Below are 25,995 nucleotides of genomic sequence, written 5' to 3'. Positions count from 1 at the left end.
CCCAACGTTTCGGATCGCACATTATCGCGTACCAGACTCTTTACAACGTTGCATACAACGTTGTAAAAATCTACAGGTGTGGACACAGCACAGTTGACCGTCGATCCGGCGTTCCGCATCGGGCCGGTCCACCGGCGCCTGTTCGGCTCGTTCGTCGAGCACATGGGTCGATGCGTCTACGGCGGGGTCTACGAGCCGGGGCACCCCACCGCAGACGGGCACGGCCTGCGGCGTGACGTCCTCGCGCTCACCCGCGAGCTCGGCGTGTCGGTGGTGCGCTACCCGGGCGGCAACTTCGTCTCCGGGTACCGGTGGGAGGACGGAGTGGGTCCGGTCGGCGACCGGCCGCGCCGGCTCGACCTGGCCTGGAAGACGATCGAGACCAACGCGTTCGGGCTCGACGAGTTCATGCGCTGGGCGCGGGCCGCCGGCGTGGAACCGATGATGGCGGTCAACCTCGGCACGCGGGGTGTGCAGGAGGCGTGCGACCTGCTCGAGTACGCGAACCACCCGGGCGGCACCTACTTCTCCGACCTGCGCCGCAAGTACGGCGCCGAGGAGCCGTACGGGATCCGGCTCTGGTGCCTGGGCAACGAGCTCGACGGTCCCTGGCAGGTCGGGCACAAGACCGCCGACGAGTACGGCCGGCTGGCCGCCGAGACGGCTCGGGCCATGAAGATGGTCGACCCGTCCGTGAGCCTGGTCGCCTGCGGCAGCTCCAACCGGGGGATGCCCACGTTCGCCGCGTGGGAGGCCACCGTCCTGGAGCACACCTACGAACACGTCGACTACATCTCCGCGCACACCTACTACGACCCGTCGGACGGCGACCGGCCCAGCATCCTCGCGTCCGCCGTCGACCTGGACGCCTTCATCCGCGAGGTCGTCGCCACCGCCGACCACGTCGCGGCCAAACAGCGCCGCAAGCGCCGCCTCATGGTCTCGTTCGACGAGTGGAACGTCTGGTACCAGGAGCGCCTGCACGCCGACCTGGGCCGGCGCGGCTGGGTCGAGGCGCCGGCGCTGATCGAGGACACGTTCACCGCCACCGATGCGGTCGTCGTCGGTGACCTGCTGGTCACGCTCCTGCGCCACGCCGACCGGGTCGGCGTGGCCTGCCAGGCTCAGCTGGTCAACGTGATCGCGCCGATCCGCACCCTCAACGGCGGGCCGGCGTGGCGGCAGAGCATCTTCCATCCGTTCGCGCTCGCCGCGCGGTACGCCCGCGGCACGGTGCTGCGCACCGAACCGGTGGGCCCGTCGCACGACACCGCCCGCTACGGCAGGGTGTCCTCAGTGGACACCGTTGCCGTGTACGACGAAGAGGCCGGAGGGCTCGCCGTCTTCGCCGTCAACCGCGGCGGTACCGACATCCGGCTCGACATCGACCTGCGCGGCCTGCCGGGCCTCGCCGGTGCCGAGCACCTCGCCATCGACGCGGGCACCGAACCCGACGCCGTGAACACCGCCGACGACCCGGAACGGGTCGTGCCACGCCTGCGGGAGCGGCCGCAGGTCGACAGTGGACGGTCCGCCGTCCGGCTCGCACCGGCGTCCTGGAACCTCATCCGCTATAAACTCCCGTAAGGAGGGTCCATATGACCATCCAGCGTGCCGAGCTCAGCCGTCGCCTGCTGCTCGGTCTGGGCATCGGCGTCGGGGCCGCCGCCACCCTCGGCCTCGCCGGCTGCGGCGACGACGACAGCGAGGGCGGCGCGGCCTCCGGCGACGGCGGCCGGACCTACGAAGGACCGAAAGTCTCGCTGAACCTGTGGAACGGCTTCACCGGCGGCGACGGCGACATCTTCAAGAAGCTGGTCGACCAGTTCAACGGCGAGCACGCCAACATCGCGATCACCGTCGCCACCTACCGGTGGGAGGACTACTACGCCAAGCTGCCCGGCGCCGTGACCAGCGGCAACGGCCCCGACATCGCGGTGATGCACATGGACCAGCTCGCCACCTTCGCGGCCCGCAAGGTGATCCAGCCCGTCGACGACGTCGCCTCGGCCCTCGGGCTGACCGAGGCCGACTTCGCCCCGACGGTCTGGAAGGGCGGCCTGTACCAGGACCGGCGGTACGGCATCCCGCTGGACATGCACCCGGTCGGCTTCTACTACAACAAGACCCTGCTGCGGCGGGCCGGCCTGGACCCGAACAAACCGCCGGCGAACCGGTCGGAGCTGGAAGCGGCGCTGACCGCCTTGAAAGGCGCCGGAATCCAGGGCTTCTGGATGAGCCCGTTCCAGTTCACCGGCGGCATGACCGGATACTCGCTGGTGTACCAGTTCGGCGGCTCGCTCTACAACGACGACGCCACCAAGGCGACGTTCAACTCACCGGAGGCCGTGGAGGCGGTCACCTGGTGCGCGCAGCTCGTCTCCGGTGGGCACTCGCCGGCCAACGTCGGCCAGGACGCCGACTACCTCGCGCTCAAGAGCGGCAGGAACGCCTTCAACGTCAACGGGATCTGGCAGGTCAACGACCTGAAGAAGAGCCCGGAGGTCCAGTGGGGCGTGGCGGCGATGCCGCAGATCGGGTCGAGGAAGTCGGTCTGGGCCAACTCGCACAACTTCACGATCGTCCAGCAGCCGCGCGGCGCCGACGCCAACAAGGTCGCCGGTGCCAAGGTGTTCATCAACTGGCTCAGCCAGCACTCGCTGGACTGGGCCGCCGGTGGCCAGGTGCCCGCCCGCCGCTCGGTCCTGGACGACCCCAAGTTCGCGGCGCTGACCGAGGTCAACACGCTGGCCGCCGAGCTGCCGGACGCCGCGTTCCCGCCGGCCGCACCGGGGATCGGCGACGTGACGCTGCTGTTCTACACCGCGTTCAACGAGGCCGTGCTCGGCAAGAAGTCACCGAAGCAGGCGCTGGACGACGGCGTCGCCAAGGCCGACAAGCTCCTGGCGGACAACCGCAAGAAGTACGGGAGCTGACCGGCGATGGCCGCTCCGCTCGTGGCCGAACCGACCGTGACGGGGGCGGCGCCGGTCGACGCGCCGCCCCCGGCCGCCCGGGTCATGCACGGCCGGGCGACCCCGTACCTGTTCCTCCTGCCGTACCTGCTCATTTTCGGCGTCTTCGGCCTGCTGCCGATCGTGCTCGGGGTGTGGCTCAGCCTGCACCAGTGGGACTTCCAGCTGCCGAACAAACCCTTCGTGGGCCTTTCCAACTACAAGGAGCTGTTCTCCTCCGGCTCCCTGGTGTACGGGGACTGGTGGGAGAGTGTCCGGGCGACCGCCATCTTCACCGTGGCGTCGGTGCCGCCGCTGGTCGTGCTGCCGCTCGGCATGGCGCTCCTGCTCAACCGGTCGTTTCCGGGACGGACGTTCTTCCGCGCGCTCTACTTCGCGCCGTACGTGCTCGGCGTGGCGGTCATCGGTCTGCTGTGGCGGTTTCTGCTCGACGCCAACCTCGGCTTCGTCAACCACCTCCTCGGCGTGGTCGGCCTGCCGTCGGACACGCCGTGGGTGACCGCGACTCCGTGGGCATGGCTGTCCCTTGTCGGCGTGACGGTGTGGTGGACCTGCGGCTTCAACGCCGTCATCTACCTCGCCGGCCTGCAGGACATCCCGGCCGAGCTCTACGAGGCGGCCACTATGGACGGTGCGGGCGCCTGGGACAGGTTTCGCCACGTGACGCTGCCGGGGCTGCGGCCGGTGCTGCTGTTCGTCGTCACCACCACGATCCTGGCCTCGGCCAACATGTTCGGCCAGTCCTACCTCATCACCCAGGGCGCGCCGGGCAACGAGACCCGCACCGTCGTGTCGTACATCGTCGAGCGGGGCCTGGCGCAGAACGACGCCGGCCGGGCGGCCGCGATGAGCATCACGCTGACGCTGATGCTGGTGCTCGTCAGCGTCGCCAACTTCCGCATCTTCCGCTACCGGGAGGACTGATGAGGAAGGCACGCTACCTCGTCCTGATCGCACTGGCGGCCGTGTTCGTCGTCCCTCTGGTGTGGATGGTGCTCACCTCGCTGAAGAGCTATTCGACGGCGCAGCAGAGCCCGCCCACCTGGCTGCCGGACCCCGTCTCCACCTACGGATACGACCGGCTCTTCCAGCCCGGCTCGCAAAACCCGGTGCTGCTGTGGTTCGTCAACAGCATGCTCGCCGCGACCCTGCACGCCGCGCTGGTGCTGGTGACGGCGTCGACCGCCGCCTACGCCTTGGCCCGCATGCGGTTCGCCGGCCGGCGCCTGGTCTTCGCCGTCGTCGTCGCGACGCTGTTCGTGCCGCCCGCCACGCTCATCATCCCGGGCTTCCTCGTCGCCGACACGCTCGACTGGCTGGACACCCTGGCCGTGGTGGTGGTGCCCGGTGCCGCCAGCGCGTTCGGCGTGTTCTTCCTGCGGCAGTTCTTCCTGACGCTGCCGCGCGAACTGGAGGAGGCCGCGATCCTGGACGGGGCGAACCAGTGGCAGGTGTTCTGGAGAGTCGTGCTGCCGCTGTCCAAGCCCGCCCTGGCCACGCTCACCGTGCTGTCGTTCCTGAGCAACTGGAACGACTTCCTGTGGCCCATCTACGTGTTGTTCAGCGCCGACCGGCTCACGCTGCCGGCCGGGCTGGGCCTGTTGCAGGGCGCCTACATCGCCGACTACCCGGTCATCATGGCCGGTGCCGTGCTGGCCAGCGTTCCGGCGCTGTTGTTGTTCGTGCTGGCCCAGCGCTACGTCATCGAAGGCGTCTCGCGCAGCGGGCTGAAGGGGTAAACGTCGATGAAACCGCTCGTCCTGGCGGCCGCGATCCTCACCGTGCTCAGCGTCGGCGCCGCACCGCCGGCAAGCGCGCGACCCAGGCACGCCACCTATACGAACCCGGTCTCCGCGCCCGCGGCGGACACGTTCGCCGATCCGGCCGTGATCCGCGGCGGCGACGGACTCTGGTACGCCTTCGGCACCAGCGACCCGCTCAAGGCCGGCGAGACCACGCACCGGCTCATCCCGATCCTCCGCTCGGACGACCTCGTGCACTGGACGTACGCCGGTGACGCGTTCTCCACCGTGACCCGGCCGGCCTGGGCCACGCCGACCGCCGGCCTGTGGGCGCCGGACATCCGGCGGATCGGCGAGCGCTACGTCCTCTACTACACCGTCACCGACACGGCGCTCAACCCAGGCGACGACTCGGCGATCGGCGTCGCGACCGCGCCCACACCGCTCGGGCCGTGGACCGACAGCGGCATGGTCGAGGGCCCGCCCGCCGGCACGACCTGGCTGCGCCTGGCGCACACCGCCGCCCGCGGCGAGCACCGGTACCGGGCCGGCTACAGCACCGACGGGCGGCATTGGACCTGGGGCGGCACATGGACGTTCGGCGCGGGTGCGGCGCCCCGGATCGGCCTGATCGCCCACGGCGGCGACGATCCGCCAGCGACCGCGGTGTTCGACTACTTCCGCGTGTACCGCTGAGGCTTCCGCGTGTACCGCTGAGGCCGAGTCTCGCCCCGGGCGGAAACGGCGGGCACATTGTCGTACCTATGGGTAATCATGTGTCGACGCCCAACGGAGGGGGAGTAACGATGATCGGCACGCTGCGGACCGTCGTCCTGGACGCGCGTGACATCGCCGGCCTGGCCCGGTTCTACCAGGAGCTGGCCGGGTGGACGCAGATCCACGCCGACGACGAGTGGATCACGATGACCACCGACGACGGCTGGCGGGTGGCGGTCCAGCTCGCACCGGACCACGTGCCACCCCGGTGGCCGGATCCCGCCTATCCCCAGCAGGCCCACCTCGACCTGCGGGTGCCCGACCTGGCGGCGGCCACCGCCCGGGCACAGGAGCTGGGCGCGACGCTGCTGCGCCGCAACGAGGCGTGGCACACCATGGCCGACCCGGCCGGGCACCCGTTCGACCTCTGCCTCAACGCCGACGACCCGCGCACCACGCTCATGGGCGTGATGCTGGACTGCCCCGACGCCAAGGAGCTGAGCGTGTTCTACGCGGAGCTGCTCGGCAAGCCGGTGACCTACGAGGGCGACGGCATGGCGATGATCGGCGAGGAGGGTGCCCGGCCGCTGATGTTTCAGCAGGTGGCCGAGTATTCGCCGCCGCGCTGGCCGGACCCGGCCCACCCGCAGCAGTTCCACCTCGACGTGCGGGTCGACGACGTGGCGGTGGCCGAGCCGCCGACGCTCGCGCTCGGCGCCACCCGCCTGCCCGGCGAGGGGGACAACTGGCGGGTCTACGCCGATCCCGCCGGCAAGCCCTTCTGCCTGGTGTGGGACGTCGATCAGGGCTGACCGGCCGGCGCCAGGGCAGCGGCCCCGAGGAGGGGGCACGTCGTGCTGGCCGATCCCGACGGCAACGAGTTCTCCTCGACGGGGAGTCGACCGCGGCGCATCCGGCGGGCCGTGCGGGAGCGATGAGTTCGGCACGCGGATCGGGTCTACCTTGACATGACCCGAATCATCGCGGACATCTCGATATCGCTCGACGGCTTCGTCACCGGGCCCGACCCGGGCCCGGACAGCGGTCTGGGCGCCGGCGGCGAGGCCCTGCACACGTGGGCGTTCTCCGACGACCCCGACGACCGGGAGGTGCTGCGCGAGGCGACCGCCCGTTCGGGCGCCGTCGTGCTGGGCCGCCGGCTCTTCGACCTGGTCGACGGGGCGCACGGCTGGAACGACGAGGTCGGCTACGGCGCCGGCGAGGTCGGCAAGGGCCCGTTCGTCGTCGTGACGAGCTCGCGGCCGCGGTCGGTGCGGCTCACCAACCTCGACTGGACGTTCGTCACCACCGGTCTGCCCGATGCCGTCGCCGCCGCGCGGGAGCGGGCGCTGGCGGCCTCCGCCGACCGCGGGCAGGACCTCGACGTCGTACTGATGGGCGGCGGCGCCCTCATCGGCTCGGCGCTCGACGCCGGGCTGGTCGACGCGCTGACGCTGCATCTGGCCCCCGTCGTGCTGGGCGCCGGGACACCGCTGTTCACCGGCGCGGCGCACACCCTGGTGCGGCGCCGCGTGATCCCGACGACGACCGCGACCCACCTGACCTACGACGTCGTTTAGCGGCTTTCGGGGGCCGGGAGCGTCGTAGCTTTTTCAGACAGATGTATGCCCCGGTCCGCCTCAGCTGTGGACCGCATGCTCCCGCGGGCACCGCTGCGGCCGGCGGCGAGCTGGCGCTCGCCGAGATCCCCGGCCTCCGCTGCCGGCTCCGCGGGGCAAGCCCACCCGGGGGGCAGGACGAGCGGCGCCCGCAGCATGTGCGTGGGAGCTGTCGAGTCGCACGCACAGACGGGGCAGCTCGAGAGCTTCCCGCACGCACACATCCGCCCGACGGCGCGGTGGCGAGATGTCGTGGACGCACAGACCCCCCAGCACTCAGTCCCGCCAGCCGGGCGTCGTTGGCCCGGAGTTGACATGAACTGTGGTTGAGGTTTTACCGTCTGTTCGTGGATCGAGGAGCTGCGCCGGAGCCGGTAACCGAGCGGTTCAGGGAGGCTTTTCGCCGGTACCCGACGGGTGTCGCCCTCATCTGCGCGGCCGGCCCGGAGGGGCCGGTCGGGCTGACGGCGTCCAGCGTCGCGTCGGTGTCACTGGCGCCACCGGCGCTGTCCTTCTCGGTCATGGGCACCCGCTCGGCGCGGCTTCTACTCGAAGCGCCGAGCTTCGTCGTGCACCTTCTCGGGCGCAAGCACGTCGACCTGGCCCGGGCCTTCGCCCAGACCGGCGGGGCGCGTTTCGTCCCGGAACAGGGCTGGCGCACGCTCCCTTCGGGCGAACCGATCCTGCCCAGCGCCCTCGCCGCGCTGCGCGCTACGCCCCTGCACCTCGTACCGGTCGGCGACGCGACCCTCGTCGTCGCTTCCGTGGTCGAGGTCTTTCACGGACCGGACGACGGGGCCCTGATCCATCACGCCAGGGCGTTCGCCACCTCGTCGCCGTTGCCGGAAGAAACCTGACGCCTCGCGCGCCGTCGGCGACCACCGGGGGTCCCGCTCGCGGACGGCCGCCGTGGACCGGGCGGCGGGCTAGGGGTCGAGCCGGGCCGCCTGGCTGAGCAGGTCGGCGCCGAGCGGCTCGTCACGCAGGGCGGCTGCCACGACCAGGTCGGCTAGCTGCTCGTGGGTGAGCCGCCGTGCGGCCTCGGCGTAGCTGGCGCGCGTGGTGTCGATGGGTTCGTCGTCGGGTGGGGTCGCGGCGGCGGAGAAGTTGATGCCGCCGGCGACGGCCGCCAACACGAGCGCGGCCGTGTGGGCGCAGAGGTCTTCGTCTTCGTCCGTACCCGGGCAGGTGCATCGGCCGGTGAGGGCTCCGTCGACGATGCCCACCCACGGCCGGAAGACGCCGTCCGAGGCCTCCACTCGGGCCTGGGCGCCGCCGCCGGCGGGCTCGAGCTCGGCGATCCCGTCGTCTTCTCGCAGCCGGTCGGCGGCTTTCTCGACGCCGGGTGGGATGGACTCGCGAAACGCCTCGACATCAATGCGGACCGCCACGCGGGCACCCTACCGGCCGGCCGCAAACCCGCGGCGACGGCCCCGGGCGATGCGCGCTGACCTGGACGTCACGGCTCGTGCCGGGTCACCCGAGCCACCGGTCGAACCAGGCACGGGTGCGGCGGAGCACGTCGAGCTGGTGGTTGCGTTCACGGATCGAGTGGTTCTCGCGGGGGTAGACGACGTACTCGTGCTCGACCCCGAACCGGCGCAGCGCGCGGTGGAAGAACCGGGCCTGCGACAGCGGCACGTTCGTGTCGTTCTCGCCGTGCAGGATCAGCACCGGCGTGCCGACCTTCGCGGCGTACGAGATGGGGCTGAGCCGGTCGTGGGGGTGCGGGCCGGTCCCTTCCCAGCCGGTGCTGCCGCCGAGGGCGGCCTCGAACGGTCCCTCTTCTCCGGTCGCGGCGAGCATTCCCCAGTCGCTGATGCCGGCACCCATCACGGCGGCCTTGAACCGGTCGGTCTGCCCGACCGCCCAGGCGGCCATGAATCCGCCGTGGCTCCAGCCGCCGATGCCCAGCCGGTCGGGATCGGCGACGCCGCCGGCGACGAGCAGGTCGATGCCGGCACTGATGTCGCCCCACTCGTCCAGGCCGACGGCGCCGGCGACGCGCACCGCGAAGTCGTGGCCGTGGCCTTGGCCGCCGCGCGGGTTGGGCAGGAAGACCGCGTAGCCGGCGGTCGCCAGCCACTGGCCGGAGGGGTACCAGCCGAGCTTGAGCCCGTCGGCGTACCGGTCGTACGGGCCGCCGTGGACCAGCGTCACCAGCGGGAAGGGGCCGTCCTCGCGGGACCGGCCGGCGGGCAGGATCAGCAGCCCGTCGAGCGCCAGCCCGTCCGACGCCTCGTACGACAGGCGTCGCTGGACACCCCACTGGACGTCGCGGAGTTCGGGCCGCAGGTCGGTCAGCCTCGCCAGCGGCCCGCTCGGGGGACCGGCGTGGACGTTTCCGGGCCGGTAGGACGTGCTCACCACCGCCGCGACGGCGTCACCGTGCCGGTTCGTGGTCAGCGACGTCGCTAGGCCGTCGAGCCGGGACACCTCGACAAGCGTCGGCCCGGCCGGATCGAGCCGGTGGATCGCGGTGTCGAGCCCGTCCGCCACCAGCACCAGCGGCACGCCGGCGTCGACCTGGACCAGGTGGGTCGGGCAGACGGTCATGCCGGCGGTCAGGTTGCGGTGCTCGCCCACCGGCCCGTCCACCGGTACGGCGACGTCGAGCACCGCGCGCCCGCCGACCAGACCGGGCGGGGTCTTCGCGACGTACGCCAGGTGCCAGCCGTCGCCGGCGCGCCACCAGACGAGCGACGACGCGCCCGCCGCCGCCGGGCCGAGGTCGCGCGTGACGCCGCTGTCCGGGTCGAACAGGTGCAGGGCCGGCTCCACCAGGCCCGGATCGATGTCGGGCGTGGACCAGGTCAGCACCGCCAGCGTTCCGCCGCCGGGCCGCTGGGCCACCTCCACGACATGGCGCTCGCCGAACCCGTCCGGCGTCCGGATCCGACCACTGTGTACGTCGAGCAGCCGCAGCCGGTCCGGGCGTACGCGCTCACCCCACACCCAGGCGTCGTCGCGCTCCCCGCGCCGACGTTCGTCCTCAGTGGACGGCTCATCGGCGGCGATCACCACGACCAGGCCCGGATCGGCACCGTCTTCGTGCTGCCGGTCATGGGGACGGTCGCCGACCGCGAGCGGGAGGTGACCGGACACCCCACCGGCCCAGGACGTGACCGCCCGCACGGCACCGCCGGCCAGCCCCACCCGGTGCAGTTGCGCCGTGCCACGCTCGGCCCGGTCGGAGAGGAAGTAGATCGACAGCGAGTCCGCCGCCCACCGCAGCGCCGAGTCGTACGCCTCACCCGGCGTCAACCGCCGCGGCGGCTCGGCCCCGTCGACGGCGGCGACCCAGAGCTCACCGACCGGGTGAACGCCGGCCCGCCCGACCGGGGCGACCACGTAGGCGACCCACCTGCCGTCCGGCGACAGCGCCAACGCCTGCGGAACACGACCGTCGACCACCAACTCGGCGGTGAGCTGTGCACGGGCCACCGACGCACAGTATCCGGCCGGGTTCGCGGACGAAGCGCGGCGTGCCCGCACGGACGTCATGGCTCATGGGACAAGGGGCAGCGCCGCTTTCGATAGAGTCAGCTGATGCCCGGCGCGTGAGCTCAGCCTTCGGCGGGCTGGGGCTTCGCACCCACCGCAACGGCATGGGAAGGGGTACCGTCCCGGGGTGCCTGCCGGAGTCGCGCGTCCGCTGATCTTCGTTGACATCGACGGCGTGCTCATCCCGTTCCGGGCCCGGGCGGTCGGCACAGCTCGTTCGGGCAGCGCGGTGGGGGACATTGCCGGCGACGCCGGCAATCCGTTGCTGGAGCGTTTCGGGCGTGCATGACCTAGCCGGAACCAACTGCGCCAGATCCTCGCGGAGCGCGATGGGCCCGCAAATCCCGCGGTGCCGGCTTCCCCCGAAGCACTACGCTCCGTTAGCGAGCTTCCGGGATTGACGCCGCCCGGGATGTGGCCAGGGCAGCAGGTTCCGGGTGGCCGCGGGGTGTCTGCGGAACCGCACGATCCGACCGGTCCGCCGGTGGTAGACGGTGACTAGGCGGCGGGACCGGAAGTAGGTATTTGATTCTCATGCGAAGGAACGGTTGCTCCACGCTTTGGTACGTCAGCGCCGAGATGGCCAGGACCACTGGCACGACGATGACGGCGGTGGTCAGCAACGCGTTCTCGATCGGGCTGAGCCAGCGCAGCTCGATCAGGTAACCGTTGTCGGCCAGGTAGCTGACGACGAGGAAGTGTAGGAGGTAGATCGAATAGCTGGTCTCGCCGACCTTGGCGACGACCCGGGACGGCAGGCTGGTGCCGCGGCAGGTCGCGGCGTACGTGAGGATGACCAGTGCCCAGACGCCGCCTTCGACGTCGACCCAGGCCAGCCGCCACGCCTCGTTGGAGTGGAAGCCGTGCGCCTGGTTGAACGCCCACAGCGTGACGATGGCCAGAGCCAGGGCGATGCCTGTCTTCCACCAGCCCCGAAAGCGGTCCCGGTAGCGCACGAACAGCCACGCGGCGATCATGCCGAGGAGGAACTGGTCGATGCGGCCGGCGATATTGAGGTAGAGCATGCGGTGGGCGTCGTGCGTGGTGGCGGCGGCCCAGACCAGGCCCCGGACGACGACGATCGCGGCGAAGAGCCGGACGAGCATGCTGATGCCAAACCTGGTGAGCAGCCGGTTGAGCAGGGGAAACACCAGGTAGAACTGCATCTCGACCGCGACGGCCCAGAACATGCCTGAGACGTCACCCAGCATCATCCCGCCGGGTAGGTTACCCAGGCCCAGGACCGCCTGCGCCAGGCCGCTCAGGCTGAACGCGTCGGGATTGGCCGCGATCCCGATGACCAGAAGCAGCACGAACATGGGGTATATCCGCAGCAGCCGGTTGGCCATGAAGCGGGACCAGGACACCTCCCGATCCAAGGTGCCGACGGTGAAGATGAACCCGCTCAGCACCATGAACAGCGCGACGGCGGTGTGGCCTTCCAGGACGAAGGTGAGGACCGGGTTCGACGAGTACAGCCAGCCGGTTCGGGAGTTGAACGAAGTGTCCCTGATCGCGGAGCTGAACAGCTGGACGCCGTGGTAGAAGACGATCAACAGAGCGGCGAAAGCGCGGAGATGGTCGACCGAGGCTAGGTAGTCGCGGTTGGCGCTGCGCAAGTCGGCTCCCATCTCGATCGCGACCCCGCCGGTCACCCGCGTCATGATAGCGGGGCATCCGTTTCGAAGTGATTCGCCTTGAGCGGGTGGTCGAGGTCGTCCGTGAGCGCGCGGGCGCGCACGGCAGGGAGTCAACCACTGAACCCCTGCCACCCGCGCACCCACACGAGGGACTTCAGGGGAGCTTCGATATCGTCAGCCGGAGCCGGCGGGGGTGCCGGCTAGCAGGGCCCGCACCTCGTCAGCGAGCGGGGAGCCGAGGCGCTCGTACATCTCCAGGGCCGCCTGCCACCGGTCGCGGGCGTCGGCAGGCCGGCCCTGCGCGTGCAGCGTCGTGCCGTAGCGGCGCAGCGCCTCCGCCTCAAGGTAGCCGGCGCCGAGCTCGCGCAGCACGGCCAGGCCGCGCGCGAAGCACTCCCCGGCCTCGTCGTACCGGCCCAGCTCGTGGTGGATGGCCCCGATGTTGACCAGGCTGTCGCCCTCGGCCCGCCAGTCGCCCATCTCCCGCCGGATCGCCAGGCTCTCCCGGGCGCACTCCATCGCCTCCGCGTAGCGGCCGGTCATCCGGTGGATGGTGCTGAGGTTGGACAGGCCGTTGCCGGTCGCGTTGTCGTTGCCCAGCGACCGTCCGATCTGGACACTGAGCCGGTATGCGTCGGCGGCCTCGTCGAGCCGGTCGAGCTCCTTGTACACCAGGCCGAGGTTGCTCAGCGCGATCGCCTCCGCGTTGCGTTCACCGACCTCGCGGTTGATCACCAGCGCCCGCTCGCCGCACTCGAGCGCCTCGGTGAGCCGGTGCATGCGCACGTTGACGCCGATGAGGTTGGTCAGCGACGCGCCCTCGCCGCGCCGGTCGCCCAGCGAGCGCTGCAGGGCGAGCGCCTGCTCCAGGTGGCGCAGGGCCGTGGTGTAGGCGCCGCGCATCTCCGCCGCGCCGGCGAGGTCGACGTGCGCCTGGGCGTGGCTGGCGACCTCACCCCGCTCGCTGGCCGCGGCGACGGCGGTCTCGTTGACCCGTACCAGATCGCGCCAGAGCCCGCGGACCAGGAAGAACCCGAACAGCGCGTGGGCGAGCTGGGACGCGGCGGCGCCGATCGCGGGCGTGGCGGCCGCGTGCGCGACGACGGCGAGCACGTTCTCCCGTTCGGCGGCCATCCAGGCGACCGCGGACGCCCGGTCGGCCAGCGGCGCGCCACCCTCGGTCCACCGCTCGCCGGCCAGCCGCAGGCGGCTGTCGCCGGGGCGGATCAGGGACAGGCTCCGCCACGCGGTGGCGGTGTAGAAGCGGGTGGCCCGGGTGACCGCCTCGATCTGGTCGGCCGGCCGCAGGGTGGCGGCGAGCTCGGCCGCGTAGAGGCGCATCAGGTCGTGCAGCCGGTAGCGGCCCGGTGCCGGCGACTCCAGCAGCCGCGCGTCGACCAGCCGCTCCAGCAACGGCTCGACGGCGCCGTCGCCGAGCAGCGCGGCCGCGACCGGCACGGAGAAGTCCGGGCAGATCCACCAGCCCAGGCGGGCGAACGCGCCGGCCGCCGCCCGGTCCGCCGGGTCCGCGCTGGTCTCCAGCTCCTGATAGGACACCGCGAAGCTGGCCCGCACGCCGATATCGGCGACCTCCAGCTCGTCGAGGCGGTGGTTTTCGCCGGCGAGGCGTTCGGCCAGCACCGCCATCGACCACGCCGGCCGCGCGGCGAGCCGGGCGCCGGCGATGCGCAGGGCCAGCGGCAGATATCCGCACCGCCGCGCGACCAGGGCGGCGGCCTCCGGGTCGGCGGCGACCCGTGCCCGGCCGGCGAGGCGGGCCAGCAGCTCGACCGCCTCCGCCGGCCCCAGTACGTCGAGTGGCAGCGGTGTGGCGCCGCTGAGCGCGGCGAGCGGCCGGCGGCTGGTGACCACCACGGCGCAGCCCGGCGTACCGGGGAGCAACGGGCGAACCTGGGCCTCGTCGGCGGCGTTGTCGAGCAGCACCAGCAGCCGGCGCCCGGCGGCCTCGGTGCGAAACCGGGCCGCCGCCTCCGCCAGCTGGGACGGCACCTCGGCACCGGGTACGCCCAGCGCGCGCAGGAAGCGCCCCAGCACTTCGAGGGAGTCGGCGGCGGTCAGCCCGGCGGTCGAGCCGAGCAGGTCGGCGTAGAGCTGCCCGCCGGGGAACTCGCCGGCGAGCTGGTGGGCGACGTGCACCGCCAGCGCCGACTTGCCGACCCCACCCGTGCCCTGGATCGCGGAGACCACCACGGGTCCGGCCGGCTCCGGCGCGCGGAGCAGGGCGTGGAGCGCTCCCACCTCGGCGGCCCGGCCGGTGAAGCTCGGGATGTCGGCCGGCAGCTGCTGCGGCACCGGCCGCGTGGCCGGTGCGGGAGCCGGGGGAGCGGGGTCGGTGCCGCGCAGGACGGCGAGCTCGACCTCGCGCAGCGCCGGCCCCGGGTCCACCCCCAGCTCCTCGCGCAGCCGCGTGCGCGTCCGCTGGTAGAGGTCCAGGGCATCGGCGGTACGCCCGGAGCGGTGCAGGGCGAGCATCAGCTGCCCGACCAGCCGCTCGCGTACCGGATGGGTGGCCGCCAGCCCGGTCAGCTCGGCGACGATCGCCGCGCTGTCTCCGGCGTCGAGCACGGCGTCGTACAGCTCCTCCTGGCTCTGCAGGCGCAGCTCGGCCAGGCGCAGCGCGGCGCCGGAGATGACCGGGGTCGGCGGTGCGTCCGCGAACGGGTCGCCGCGCCACAGCCCGAGCGCCCGCCGGTACTCGTCGACCGCCCGGCCCAGGTCACCGGCGAGGCGCGCGGCCCGGGCCTGGGCCAGCAGCTCGTCGAACCGGTGCAGGTCGAGCTCGCCGTCGGCCACCACCAGCAGGTATCCCGGCTTGCGGGTGACCAGCCGGGCCGCCGCGGCGGCACCGCTCGGGCCGCCCCGCAACGCCCGGCGCAGCCGCGAGACGTAGCCGTGGACCAGCCCGCGCGCGTCCGGCGGCGGGTCGGCCGGCCACAGCTCGTCGACCAGCGTGTCGACGCCGACCAGGCCACCGGCGTTGATCAGCAGCACGCCGAGCAGCGCCCGCACCCGGGGTGGCCGGAAGGCCAGGACGTGCTCTCCGTCGCGAACCCGCAGCGGGCCGAGGACACCGAACTCCAAGGATCCACCCCCCATGGATCGAGACGCGCCTATTCTGCCAGTCTCGCTCCAGCGGGGACGGCTTTCCCGGTGTGGTCAGTCGGGCAGGATTTCGACGAATCCGCCGGTTCCGTGTACCCGGATCCGTTGCCCGTCGGCGATCAGCCGGGTCGCGTCCACCACGCCGACGACGGCCGGCAGGCCGTACTCCCGGGCGATGACCGCGCCGTGGGTCATCAGCCCGCCGACCTCCGTCACCAGGCCGGCGATGGCGACGAAGAGGGGCGTCCAGCTGGGGTCCGTGTAGGCGGTGACCAGGATGTCGCCCGGTTCGAGGTCGGCCTCCCCGATGTCGAGGACGACGCGGGCCCGGCCCTCGACGGTGCCGGCGGAGACCGGCAGGCCGGCCAGGGCTCCGGCCGGCACGTCGCCGCGCCGGTACGCCCCGGAGATGGCCTCGCCGTCCGAGGTGAGCACCCGGGGCGGGGTGAGCGCCTGGTACGACCGGAACGCCTCCGCGCGCCGGCGGATCAGCTGGCCGTCCACCTGGTTGGTGCGTACGACGTCGTGGAGCTCCGGGAACGTGAGGTAGAAGATGTCCTCCTCGTCGGCGAGCACGCCGGCCCGCACGAGGCGCTCGGCCTCGCCCAGCAGGGCCCGCTTGTACACGAAGTAGCGGCTGACCATGCCGTACTTCGGATACTCCCGGTACCCGATGAAGGTCCGGACCCGGTCGATCATCCGCTTGGTCTCCTCGGCCCTGCCCTCCCCGTCCGGCCGGGCCCGCAGGCGTTCCAGCAGCTCCCGCTCCTTCTCCCAGGCCTCCTGCCGGCCTTGCTCGAAGCGCCGCTCGCCGGCTCCCGGCGCGAAGTTCTTGATGTTGCCGAGGATCGTGGGAATGAGCGTGGAGGGGCGTTCGCTCCAGCGCGGCCGGGTGATGTCGATCTCGCCGACGCAGCGCACGCCGTACCTATCGAGCCAGGCCTCGATGGCGTCCCGCGCTTCCCGCCCGCCCGCGAGCTTGGGCAGCTCGTCCAGGAAGTCCTCGTCCTCGACCTGCCGCAGAAACGCCACCACCTCCGGATGCGGGCGGATCACGTCGGCGACGTCGAGCAGCGCCAGCCCCATCTCCGACGTGACGTTGTGCGGAACGGACTGCGTGAGCGTGTCCGCCGCGTTCTTCTCGCCCAGCCACGCCTCCAGCCGTTCGTTGAGCCACCACGTGGCCTCCATCGCCGACTTGAAGACCTGATGGCTCCGGCGATCGAACAGGATCCGCCGCAGCTCCTGGATGTCCGCCTGGATGAAGTCGAGCAGCGCCGCTCCGGACTTCGTCCGGATGTCACGTTCCGCGGCGGCGACGGACGCCTCGCTCTGCGTGATCAGCTCGGTGACGATGGCCGGGTCGGTCTCGATCGCGACCGGTGCGCCGCCGGGCAGCGGCCCTGGGGGACCCTCGTCCGGGAGCGGCCGGACGAAGCCGTCACGGTCGAGGACGGTCCGCACCGCGTCCACGGTCAGTGGATCGGATCGCTCCATGAGCTCCAGGAAGCCGGTGCGGCTCGCCGGCGTGGCCAGCCGCTGGGTGACGTCGACGAACAGCCGGCCGCCGGCCTCGGCCATCGGCGCGGGGGTCGTCATCTGCCAGAAGGAGAGCCCGAGGGGCTTCATGGCGTCGGTCATCATCTGCTGGTGGCCGACGGAGAGGTAGACGTGGTTCTGTTCGTCGCCGGCCTCGGGGATGGGAAACAGGGTGGTGATCGGCCGGCTCTGGACGATCTGGAAGCCGTCGTCGACCAGGCACCACTCGATGTCCTGGGGGTGGCCGAAGTGCGCCTCGATCCGCCGCCCGAGCTCGACGAGCCGTACGACCTGCGGGTCCGTCAGCGCCGGCTGGTCCTGCCGCGCCGGGTCGACCGCCTGCTCCCGCGTACCGCCGTCCGGCGCGGCGTGGATCGCGACCCGCTTGGCGCCGATCGCCCTGGCGACGACCTCGCCGTCGCGCACCGTGTAGACGTCCGGGTTGACCAGGCCGGAGACCAGGGCCTCGCCGAGGCCGAAGCTGGCCTCCACCGAGGCGACCTTCCGGTTGCCCGTGACCGGGTCGGCGGTGAACAGGACGCCGGCCGCATGCGGAAAGACCATTCGCTGCACGACCACGGCCATCTGGACCGTGCGGTGGTCGATGCCGTTGCGCTGGCGGTAGGTCACGGCCCGCTCGGTGAAGAGCGAGGCCCAGCACCGGCTGACGTGCTGGAGGATCGCCGCCGGCCCCACGACGTTCAGATACGTGTCCTGCTGGCCCGCGAACGAGGCCGTCGGCAGGTCCTCCGCCGTCGCGCTGGACCGCACGGCGTACGCCGCTCGCTCACCGTGCTGCGCGAGCGCGCCGGTGACCGCCGCCGCCAGGTCGTCGGGGATCGCGACCCCTTCGAGCGTCCGGCGGATCTCCGCGCTGAGCGCGCGGAGAGCGTCCCGGTCGTCCGGGTCCAGCCCCGACAGCCGATCCAGGTGAACGTCGATCGCCGGCGCTTTCGCCGTCACCCGCCGGAACGCGTCCGTCGTCACGCAGAAGCCGGCCGGCACGCGGATGCCGTCGATCCGCGACAATGCCCCCAGGTGCGCGCCCTTCCCACCGACCAACGCGCCCCGCGTCTCGTCGATCTCTCGAAGATCCAGCACATGTCGCTCGCTCATGCGATTCCTCCGGGACGCCAGCGCGCGCCCCATATCCGCAGGTTGTGGCTCCGGCCGACGATTCTGCGGTACCACCCGGGTCTTGCCGCAAGCCCCCCAGCACGCTATATCTTGAAAAGGGTAAGGAGAGAATCTCCTTACCCTTCGTCTTTTGGGCCCGTCCTTTTGCTTTCGCCGTGCTAAACGGTGACGCCGTCGACATGGAGCGTCTGCACCGATGCCGCGGGGAAGGCGAGGCTGACCCGCTTGCCGTTCACCCGGATGTCCTGGCGCTGGGTGTACCGGTCGCTGCCGGCCGGCACGGTGGTCCAGCGCGGCACCACGCCGCCGGTGCCACCGGCCACCTGGCCGAAGCCGGACAGGTCGAAGGTGAGCGTCTGGGCGGCGCCGGTGTTGACCGCGACGATGACCAGCCGGCGAGCGGCGGGGTCGTAGGCGGCCGCGGCGTAGCCCACCCCCGTGTCGATGATCCGCATGCCGGGGCGGATGTGCCGGGTGAACTGCGCCAGCACGTAGTACTTCGGCTGCACCGCGCCGGCGCGGAGGGTGTCGAAGTCGTACTGGATGGTCGCCCATCCGGCGCTCGGGTCCATCACCTGCCAGTAGCACCAGGCGGTCGGGTGCAGCCAGCGCCAGTCCAGGCAGAGGTTGCGGGCCATCGTGATGCCGGTGCCGTCGCTGTCGCCGCTCTCGGAGTTCCACAGGGTCTTTCCGGCGGCGCGCACGTCGTTGTACAGCAGGTCCCGTCGACCGTTGGCACCCTGGTACCCGTGCACGTTGACCTGCCGTACCAACGCTTTGGTCGCGGCGTCGAAGCTGTTCCAGGTGGTGCGGGCGAGGTCGTAGCTGGTCTCGTCGGACGCCGAGACGGCCACCCCGCCGAGACCCTGGCGGTCCAGCTCGGTGCGCAGGTTGGCCAGGACGCTGCGCTGCGTGGTGGCGTCGATGTGGCAACCCTCCTGGGTACCGTTCGCCTGCCACCAGCTCGACGACGGTTCGTTGAAGGGATCGACGGTCCGGAAGGTGACGCCCCAACGGTCGCGGGCGTAGCGGGCCGTCACCGCCAGGTGCAGGGCGTGCTGGCGGTGGTTCCACGACTGGAGGTTGAGGCCGCCGTCGGCGGCGCCGGACGGGTTGTGGTTGAGGCACATCCACCACATTGGAGAGTTGGCGAACAGCTCGGCGATCGCCCCCCGCTGTACGGCCTTGCCCAGTGCGGCGCGTTGCTTGGCGTCGACGTTCCAGTTCCACGCCGACGACGTCGGGTCCTCGTTGCGCCAGTCCTGCCAGAAGCCTTCTATCTGCTTGAAGCGCGGGATGTTGGGGGAGGCCACCATCGTCTCGCCGTCGACGCTGTTCCAGCCGCAGGCGCCGAGGTTGTAGCGGGCGATGTTCAGGCCGAGTCCGGGCAGGGTGGCGCCGTTGTAGGAGACGGAGTTGGTGGTGAAGAAGATGTCCGCGAAGTCGTCGCGGTCGCCGAACACGTTGGCCCACCAGGCCAGCGAGGTGCCCCAGCCTTCCCAGGCGCCGTAGTCGGCGTTCGGACTGATCGTGACGGTGGCGTCGGCGCGAGCCGGGCCGGCGACGAGGGCGCTGCCCACGACACCGGCGCCGGCGGAGGCGAGCAGCGTCCGGCGACTGACCATGGTTCCTCCAGAGTCGGGTGAGACTGTCGGGCGGCGCGGCGAGCCCGTGCCGCGGGCCGGCCCAGGCCACCAAAGCATCCGTACCAATCGATGTTATCGCTAACAGCCTGTCCCGGCGACATCGGAGAGCCCGCCAATCTCGGCGCGCCCGGCTTCGCCGCCCCGCCGTGCGCTCAGGCGAGGGCGAAGTAGCGCAGCCACAGGTACGGCACGGCGAGCGCGACGGTGACCACGGTGACGACCAGGCCGTACTTGGTGAACTGCCAGAAGGTGATGGGTTTGCCGGCGCGTTCGGCGATGCCGAGTACGACGACGTTGGCGGAGGCGCCGACGGCGGTGGCGTTGCCGCCCAGGTCGGCGCCGAGCGCGAGGGCCCACCAGAGCACCTGGGACTGGCTGGTGCCGCCGCTGCTGTGGACCATCTCGGCGACCACCGGGCTCATCGTCGCGACGTAGGGGATGTTGTCGACGACGGCGGAGAGTACGGCGGATCCCCACAGCAGCACCATCGTGGCGAAGAAGAGCCGGCCCTCGGTGGCCTCGGTGGCGGCGCGGGAGATCTCCTCGATCACGCCGGTGTTGACCAGGGCGCCGACCATCACGAACAGGCCGGCGAAGAAGACCAGCGTCGGCCATTCCACGTCTTTGGCGACCTCGCCGGCGTCCAGCCGGGACAGGGTCAGCAGGGTGAGCCCGCCGACGATGGCGACGACCGACGGTTCGAGGTGCAGCACGGTGTGCAGGACGAAGGCGGCGGTCACCAGGGCCAGCACCACCATGCTGACGATCAGGAGCCGGCCGTCGCGGATGGCGTCGCGTTCGCGCAGGGTGGCGATGTGCGCGGCGCGTTCGGGGTCGTAGCGGAACGCGGACCGGAACAGGATCCGGCACAGCCCCACGAACACCACGAGCAGCAGCAGGACGAACGGGGCGAGGTGGATGAGGAAGTCGTTGTAGGACAGGCCGGCGCGGCTGGCGATCACGATGTTGGGTGGGTCGCCGACCAGTGTGGCGGTGCCGCCGATGTTGGCGGCGAGGACCTCGGCGATCAGGAACGGGGTGACGGGGACGTCGAGGCGTTCGCAGACCAGGAAGGTGACCGGTGCGATCAGGAGGACGGTGGTGACGTTGTCCAGGAAGGCGGAGGCGACCGCGGTGACGAGCACGAGCAGGACCATGACCCGAAACGGGCGGCCGCCGGCGCGTTTGGTGGCCCAGATGGCGAGGTATTCGAAGGCGCCGGTGCGTTTGAGGACGGCGACGATGAGCATCATCCCGACGAGCAGGAAGATGACGTTCCAGTCGATGCCGGCCTCTTCGGAGAAGAAGGCGTGCTCGGCGTCGGTGGCGCCGATGACGAGCATGACCGCGGCGCCGCCGAGGGCGGCGGCGACCCGGTGGACCTTCTCGGTGGCGATCAGGACGTAGGCGACGGCGAAGACCGCGACGGCGGCCCAGGCGCCCCCGCTCACGCCCGCCCTCGCTTCGCCGCGGGCCCGATCGGGCCGCGGGCACGGGCGGCGCCGGCGCCGGCGAAGGGCGCGGCCAAGTATCGTGCCCGCAAAGGGGTGTGCCTCCTGCCCGGTGGACAACACAACGACGCCGACCAGACTTCCCGGCACACCTGGGGATCACCCTACCTGCCCAGACGCCGGCACCACAGTATTGAGACCGGATGGCCGGCGGCCGATCAGGACCGGCCTGAGCGCCGGTACCTTTCAGGTCCGCGTCAGCTGAGCAGCACGCGGGACGCCACGGAGGGCTGCGAAGGACGGTTATGCCGCCGCGGCCGCCTCGGTGCGCGCGTTGAACACCAGTTCCCAGAGGTGCCCGTCCGGGTCACTGAAGTAGCCCGTGTACGACCCGTCGTGGTCGGCGGCGGGCCGGGAGGCCGACCCTCCGGCCGCCGCCGCGCGCGCGAGCGTGTCGTCCACCTCTGCCTTGCTGCCCATCGCGCACGAGATGGTGCACGCACCCGGGGCGGGAACGCCGTTCGACTCGACGCCGGCACGGCTCGTGTACGTCGCGTACTGCGAGTGCTCGATCAGAAACAGCGACAGGTTTGGCAGCTCGAACGCGATCATGCCCTCCTCGATGCCGGGCGTGGCCAGCTCCAGACCGTCGCGGTAGAAGCGCAACGACCTCTCCACATCCATGACCGGCAACGAAAGGACGACGGTAGCGGGCTTCATGTGGGCAACCTATCGGGCATCGGTTCGACACGACAGTCGCCGTGCCGTGCCGCCCGCGTCGAACGGCAAGGGGGCTCAGGCGCCTACGGTAGCCGGATGGTTGTTCTCGTAGTGGGCGGCAGCGGCCTTCTCGGCCAGGAGGTCACCCGCCAGGCGCGGGTCGCGGGCCAGCGGGTCGTGGCGACGTTCCACAGCCGCCCGCTGCCACTCTCCGATGTGGACTGGCGGATGCTGGACGTCCGAAACCGCCAAGGCGTCGCCGCGCTGGTAGAGCAGATCCGACCCGCCGTGGTGGTCAACGCCGCGTACCGGCAGAGCGACTGGACGACCACCGCGGACGGCGCCATGCACGTCGCCGCCGCGGCGGCGGCCGCTCGCCCCACGAGAAGCTGGTGCACGCGCTCGCCTCGGGCGCCACCGCCGGTGCCCTCTTCACCGACGACGTGCGCTGCCCGGTCCACGTCACGGACCTGGCCGCCGCACTGCTGGAGCTGGCCGGCTCGTCGTACTCCGGCATCCACCACGTCGCCGGCGCCGACGCGGTCAGCCGCTACGAACTGGGCGTGCTCATCGCGCGCCGGGACGGCCTCGACGCGAGCGCCTTACCCGCCGGCCGGCGCGCCGGCAGCGGTGTCGCCGGCCCGCTCGACGTACGCCTCGACTGCGCCAGGACCCAGGCGAGACTGACCACATCGCTGCGCGGCGCGCGTACGTTCCTCGCCCCGACGCCCGGCGGACCCGCGTCGATCAAATAACAGCAGATCACCTCACGTACCCGCGGCCGCAGCGAGGATTGCCCCGCCGATGCGGGTGGCATCACCGGCTCCGCCCGCGCCGGCTTGTTCGAGGAACACGGCCAACGCCGCGATCGGTTTGCCGTTCTTGACGGCGAACCCAATGAACCATCCGTGGGTGTTACGACCGGCGCCAGCTTGGGCGGTACCCGTCTTTCCGGCAACCCTGATCCCGTCAACCCGCGCGTTCTGGCCGGTCCCGTTGTCGACGACGTTGTACATCATGTCGCTCAACACGTCCGCGGTCTGCGGTGTGAGCGGCTCGCGAAGGACGCTGGGATGGGCGTTGTAGGCGATTGTGCCGTCCGCGTTCACCAGCCTGTCGACCAAGTAGGGACGCATCTGACGTCCCTTGTTGGCGATCGTCGCGGCCAGCAGGGCACCTTGCAGCGGGGTCATCCTGACGTTGGCCAGCCCGATACTGGCGTTGGCGACCGCGTTGACGTCCGGCTGTCCGGCAGCAGTGGTCATCGCTCCGGTGTCGCTGGCGCCAACGGCCATGGCATTGGCCTCGTCCCGGTCGAATGTAGGGACGGTCGCGAAACCGAAGGCGCGCGCCGTGCTCTCGATTCCGGCGCTGCCGGTTCTTTCGACCCCCAGCCGCGAGAAGGCGGTGTTGCAGGAGACCGTAAACGCCTGTTTGAGCGTAATGGCATCCGGGCATACGACGTTCGGTGCGTTTCTAACGGCCACGGTGACGCCTGGAGGTTGGTAGTGGTCGCCGCCGCGGATCATTTGCTCCGAAGTCGTCCCGCCGTTCTGCAACGCCGCGGCCGCCATGACCACCATAAAGATCGATCCAGGCGGATAGGCCTGCGAGATCGCGCGGTTGAGTAGCGGTTGTGTCCAGTCGTTGCTAGCTTTTTCGTATGCGGCCCGGGCCGAGCTCGGGTCCGATGCGACGAGTTCGTTCGGGTCGAAGGCCGGTGTTGACACGCTCGCCAAGACCGCGCCAGTGGCTGGATCCAACACGACCACGGCACCTCGGCCGGCCGGGTTCCTGCTCTGTGACAGTTCTCGGAATGCCGTTTCCTGCACTTCCCTACGGAGGCTGAGCACCACCTGGCCACCGGATCGGGTTGCATTACCCGCGAGGAACGCATCCTCGAGCCGCTCCACTCCGGTGGCCGGCAACGCGACAGGGGCGACGCCCACGACGTGCGCGTAGGCCACAGCGGAGTATGACCGCCGATCGTCGCGTCCACCCTGGTCGCTGCGGGCGACGACCAACCCGCTCACGATGATCTGTCCGCGAAGCACGCCCGCGCCGCCATGGCCCGGACGCGTGAGCTGCCACGCCACCGGCACAGTGACCGCGAGCAACACTATGGCCAGCATCGGTCCGATCACCGCGGTCCTCCGGCCCATACTCCCCACGGAGGCGCCCAGCAGCCGCTGGCCAAGACGCTCCACCAGGCCCGGCCTCGCCGGCGGTGCTTCAGGCAACGCACCGATCAACGCCATGGCGACCTGCGCCGCGTTTTCGCATGCGATATTGCGCCACGCAGTGACGTCGGCCCAGTCCTTGTCGCCGTCGGCGAGATCGCTGATACCCCGAACCACCATCGCCAGCGCCTGGTTGAGATGCGCGGCGTGGGCGGCGCCAGCACTTTCCATCTCGATTGCGGCAGCGTCGTTGTAATGTCGATTTATCTGCTCGCGCAACGGTGACGTGCGGGAATTCAGCACTACCTCGCCAGCCGCGATCGGTGCGAAAAGGATGCGAGGCGCCCCCGCGTCCAGAGTGCGTCCCCACCCTTCTCGGCGAAAGGTCCGCGCAACGCTCCGGGCGATCTGCTCCAGCTCATGCGGCGCCTCGAAAACGCGCGGACGGGCACGAAACCCTTCTGGCTCCCACCGCCCGCCGTGATAGGCATACACGCGCGTTGCGACCACCACGTCGCCAAGCCTCAAGCCGTCGCGGAGCGCGCCCGCGATCCCCACAAAGAGTAATGCCTTCGGCTTGAACATGGCCAAGGCCCGCTCCGCGAGGGCAGCCGCGACGGTGTTGCCCTGCCCCGTCAACGCCAACGCGACTCGGACCTGCCGGCCCGGCAGAACACCGACCTCGAAGATTGTCCCCATCGAATGGCGCTGCTCCCGCAGATCTATAAGGTGCGCGCGGACCGCGTCATACTCCTCGTCCAACGCGGTCAACACCACCGCGACGACATCCTCGCTTTCGGACACAGGAGCGAGTTTACGCACGTAAGCAAATCTGATCGGGCCCCGAATTATCGGGATGGTGGCGGGCCTGGTTAACAGCGCTGGCGCGGGCAGGTCTTCCAGATACCGCCATCGGCCGTCGCCGGACCCGCGCCGGGCGCCGCCAAGCGCGCGGCCGTACCCGGTGTGGTCAGCCAGCCGTGGCGGTCGTGACGTGGAAGACCAGTCCCGGGCCGTCGGCGGGGTCGCCTTCGCAGTCGACCACGACGATCTGACCCGGCTTGAGCTCGTTGAACAGGATCCGCTCGGACAGGTTGTCCTCGATATCCCGCTGGATCGTACGACGCAACGGCCGCGCACCCAACACCGGATCGAACCCCTTCACCGCCAGATACCGCTTGGCACTGTCGGTCAACTCCATCGACATGTCCTTGTTCCGCAACTGCGTCTCGATCCGAGCGATCATGATATCCACGATCTCCAAGATCTCCGCCTGCTGCAACTGATGGAACACGATCGTGTCATCGATCCGGTTCAAGAACTCCGGCCGGAAATGCTGCTTCAACTCATCGTTGACCTTCTGCTTCATCCGCTCGTAGTTCGACTCCGAGTCCTCCGACGCCTGGAACCCCAAACTGACCGCCTTGGCTACATCCCGAGTACCCAAGTTCGTCGTCAAGATGATCACCGTGTTCTTGAAGTCGACGATCCGCCCCTGACCATCCGTCAACCGCCCATCCTCCAAGATCTGAAGCAGGGTGTTGAACACATCCGGGTGCGCCTTCTCGATCTCGTCGAACAACACCACCGAGAACGGCCGCCGCCGCACCTTCTCGGTCAACTGACCACCCTCGTCATAGCCGACATACCCGGGCGGGGCACCAACCAGACGCGACACCGTGTACCGATCGTGGAACTCCGACATGTCCAACTGGATCAACGCATCCTCGCTGCCGAACAAGAACTCCGCCAGAGCCTTGGACAACTCGGTCTTACCCACCCCCGACGGACCAGCGAAGATGAACGAACCCGACGGCCGCTTCGGATCCTTCAACCCAGCCCGTGTACGCCGGATCGCCTTCGACACCGCCTTGACCGCATCCTCCTGGCCGACGACCCGCTTGTGCAGCTCGTCCTCCATCCGCAACAGCCGGGACGTCTCCTCCTCGGTCAACTTGTACACCGGGATACCCGTCCAGTTCGCCAGCACCTCGGCGATCTG

Annotated in this window: 19 protein-coding genes and 1 pseudogene; 10 read left to right on the top strand and 10 right to left on the bottom strand. The window is 70.7% G+C overall.

The genetic code is table 11. The features are described 5' to 3' along the window. The first annotated feature begins 78 nt into the window (after window positions 1–78). The 8 genes from arfA to RB614_RS34980 all read left to right on the top strand — a co-directional run bounded on the left by arfA (window position 79) and on the right by RB614_RS34980 (window position 7,910). On the top strand, window positions 79–1,587 hold the full coding sequence (gene arfA, locus RB614_RS35015) for an arabinosylfuranosidase ArfA (protein ID WP_308717003.1): 1,509 nt from the start codon (window positions 79–81) through the stop codon (window positions 1,585–1,587). Between the two features lie 11 nt (window positions 1,588–1,598). Next, entirely contained in the window at window positions 1,599–2,936 is a 1,338-nt protein-coding gene (locus tag RB614_RS35010) for an ABC transporter substrate-binding protein (protein WP_308717002.1), read from the top strand. 6 nt (window positions 2,937–2,942) lie between these two features. Then, a complete protein-coding gene (locus RB614_RS35005) occupies window positions 2,943–3,899 on the top strand; it encodes a carbohydrate ABC transporter permease (RefSeq protein ID WP_308717001.1) in 957 nt (318 codons plus the stop codon). After that, entirely contained in the window at window positions 3,899–4,714 is an 816-nt protein-coding gene (locus RB614_RS35000; protein ID WP_308717000.1) for a carbohydrate ABC transporter permease, read from the top strand. Before RB614_RS35005 ends, RB614_RS35000 begins: the two co-directional genes overlap by 1 nt. Window positions 4,715–4,720: 6 nt before the next feature. Next, window positions 4,721–5,413 carry a family 43 glycosylhydrolase gene (locus RB614_RS34995; protein ID WP_308716999.1) on the top strand — a complete coding sequence of 231 codons (693 nt, stop codon included), beginning with the start codon at window positions 4,721–4,723 and terminating at the stop codon, window positions 5,411–5,413. Window positions 5,414–5,523: 110 nt separating this feature from the next. Continuing rightward, window positions 5,524–6,246 carry a VOC family protein gene (locus tag RB614_RS34990; protein ID WP_308716998.1) on the top strand — a complete coding sequence of 241 codons (723 nt, stop codon included), beginning with the start codon at window positions 5,524–5,526 and terminating at the stop codon, window positions 6,244–6,246. Between the two features lie 156 nt (window positions 6,247–6,402). Beyond that, on the top strand, window positions 6,403–7,014 hold the full coding sequence (locus RB614_RS34985; RefSeq protein ID WP_308716997.1) for a dihydrofolate reductase family protein: 612 nt from the start codon (window positions 6,403–6,405) through the stop codon (window positions 7,012–7,014). Between the two features lie 386 nt (window positions 7,015–7,400). Further along, window positions 7,401–7,910, top strand: coding sequence for a flavin reductase family protein (locus tag RB614_RS34980; RefSeq protein WP_308716996.1), 510 nt, complete (start codon window positions 7,401–7,403; stop codon window positions 7,908–7,910). Between the two features lie 69 nt (window positions 7,911–7,979). Here RB614_RS34980 and RB614_RS34975 read toward each other — a convergent pair whose 3' ends face one another. Then, window positions 7,980–8,444: an SWIM zinc finger family protein gene (locus RB614_RS34975; RefSeq protein WP_308716995.1), complete on the bottom strand. Its 465-nt coding sequence runs from the start codon at window positions 8,442–8,444 to the stop codon at window positions 7,980–7,982. An 85-nt stretch (window positions 8,445–8,529) separates the two neighbouring features. Further along, on the bottom strand, window positions 8,530–10,557 hold the full coding sequence (locus RB614_RS34970; protein ID WP_428983169.1) for a S9 family peptidase: 2,028 nt from the start codon (window positions 10,555–10,557) through the stop codon (window positions 8,530–8,532). 127 nt (window positions 10,558–10,684) lie between these two features. Between RB614_RS34970 and RB614_RS34965 the strand changes: the two genes are divergently transcribed. Then, window positions 10,685–10,846 carry a hypothetical protein gene (locus tag RB614_RS34965; RefSeq protein WP_308716993.1) on the top strand — a complete coding sequence of 54 codons (162 nt, stop codon included), beginning with the start codon at window positions 10,685–10,687 and terminating at the stop codon, window positions 10,844–10,846. Between the two features lie 91 nt (window positions 10,847–10,937). Here RB614_RS34965 and RB614_RS34960 read toward each other — a convergent pair whose 3' ends face one another. The 6 genes from RB614_RS34960 to RB614_RS34935 all read right to left on the bottom strand — a co-directional run bounded on the left by RB614_RS34960 (window position 10,938) and on the right by RB614_RS34935 (window position 21,813). After that, the gene (locus RB614_RS34960; protein ID WP_308716992.1) at window positions 10,938–12,212 is read right to left on the bottom strand and encodes an acyltransferase family protein; all 1,275 of its coding nucleotides are present in this window, start codon (window positions 12,210–12,212) and stop codon (window positions 10,938–10,940) included. 159 nt (window positions 12,213–12,371) lie between these two features. After that, complete coding sequence (locus RB614_RS34955) at window positions 12,372–15,299, bottom strand: AfsR/SARP family transcriptional regulator (RefSeq protein ID WP_308716991.1); 2,928 nt, start codon at window positions 15,297–15,299, stop codon at window positions 12,372–12,374. A gap of 75 nt (window positions 15,300–15,374) precedes the next feature. Continuing rightward, the gene (gene rph / locus RB614_RS34950) at window positions 15,375–17,975 is read right to left on the bottom strand and encodes a rifamycin-inactivating phosphotransferase (protein ID WP_308716990.1); all 2,601 of its coding nucleotides are present in this window, start codon (window positions 17,973–17,975) and stop codon (window positions 15,375–15,377) included. Window positions 17,976–18,154: 179 nt separating this feature from the next. Further along, on the bottom strand, window positions 18,155–19,621 hold the full coding sequence (locus RB614_RS34945; protein ID WP_308716989.1) for a glycoside hydrolase: 1,467 nt from the start codon (window positions 19,619–19,621) through the stop codon (window positions 18,155–18,157). 173 nt (window positions 19,622–19,794) lie between these two features. After that, window positions 19,795–21,093, bottom strand: a complete 1,299-nt coding sequence (locus RB614_RS34940; RefSeq protein ID WP_308716988.1) for an ArsB/NhaD family transporter — start codon at window positions 21,091–21,093, stop codon at window positions 19,795–19,797. A 303-nt stretch (window positions 21,094–21,396) separates the two neighbouring features. Beyond that, the gene (locus RB614_RS34935) at window positions 21,397–21,813 is read right to left on the bottom strand and encodes a VOC family protein (RefSeq protein ID WP_308716987.1); all 417 of its coding nucleotides are present in this window, start codon (window positions 21,811–21,813) and stop codon (window positions 21,397–21,399) included. A 96-nt stretch (window positions 21,814–21,909) separates the two neighbouring features. Here RB614_RS34935 and RB614_RS34930 point away from each other — a divergent pair. Then, window positions 21,910–22,568: pseudogene (locus RB614_RS34930) on the top strand (sugar nucleotide-binding protein). Between the two features lie 12 nt (window positions 22,569–22,580). Here RB614_RS34930 and RB614_RS34925 read toward each other — a convergent pair. Both RB614_RS34925 and RB614_RS34920 read right to left on the bottom strand, forming a co-directional pair. Beyond that, window positions 22,581–24,797 carry a penicillin-binding transpeptidase domain-containing protein gene (locus RB614_RS34925; RefSeq protein WP_308716986.1) on the bottom strand — a complete coding sequence of 739 codons (2,217 nt, stop codon included), beginning with the start codon at window positions 24,795–24,797 and terminating at the stop codon, window positions 22,581–22,583. A gap of 166 nt (window positions 24,798–24,963) precedes the next feature. Beyond that, window positions 24,964–25,995 (bottom strand): AAA family ATPase (locus RB614_RS34920; protein WP_308716985.1); only part of this gene is annotated, 1,032 nt, incomplete at its 5' end.

It is taken from the genome of Phytohabitans maris, assembly GCF_031085175.1.
Lineage (GTDB): Bacteria > Actinomycetota > Actinomycetes > Mycobacteriales > Micromonosporaceae > Phytohabitans > Phytohabitans maris.
The sequence above is the reverse complement of the archived record's forward strand: the minus strand, read 5'-3'. Positions and strand labels throughout refer to the sequence as shown.

Excerpts from the sequence above, each read along its gene's own strand:
- RB614_RS35010 (WP_308717002.1), top strand. The coding sequence starts at position 1,599 with ATGACCATCCAGCGTGCCGAGCTCAGCCGTCGCCTGCTGCTCGGTCTG.
- RB614_RS35005 (WP_308717001.1), top strand. The coding sequence starts at position 2,943 with ATGGCCGCTCCGCTCGTGGCCGAACCGACCGTGACGGGGGCGGCGCCG.
- RB614_RS35000 (WP_308717000.1), top strand. The coding sequence starts at position 3,899 with ATGAGGAAGGCACGCTACCTCGTCCTGATCGCACTGGCGGCCGTGTTC.
- RB614_RS34995 (WP_308716999.1), top strand. The coding sequence starts at position 4,721 with ATGAAACCGCTCGTCCTGGCGGCCGCGATCCTCACCGTGCTCAGCGTC.
- RB614_RS34990 (WP_308716998.1), top strand. The coding sequence starts at position 5,524 with ATGATCGGCACGCTGCGGACCGTCGTCCTGGACGCGCGTGACATCGCC.
- RB614_RS34985 (WP_308716997.1), top strand. The coding sequence starts at position 6,403 with ATGACCCGAATCATCGCGGACATCTCGATATCGCTCGACGGCTTCGTC.
- RB614_RS34970 (WP_428983169.1), bottom strand. The coding sequence starts at position 10,557 with ATGACGTCCGTGCGGGCACGCCGCGCTTCGTCCGCGAACCCGGCCGGA.
- rph (WP_308716990.1), bottom strand. The coding sequence starts at position 17,975 with ATGAGCGAGCGACATGTGCTGGATCTTCGAGAGATCGACGAGACGCGG.
- RB614_RS34945 (WP_308716989.1), bottom strand. The coding sequence starts at position 19,621 with ATGGTCAGTCGCCGGACGCTGCTCGCCTCCGCCGGCGCCGGTGTCGTG.
- RB614_RS34935 (WP_308716987.1), bottom strand. The coding sequence starts at position 21,813 with ATGAAGCCCGCTACCGTCGTCCTTTCGTTGCCGGTCATGGATGTGGAG.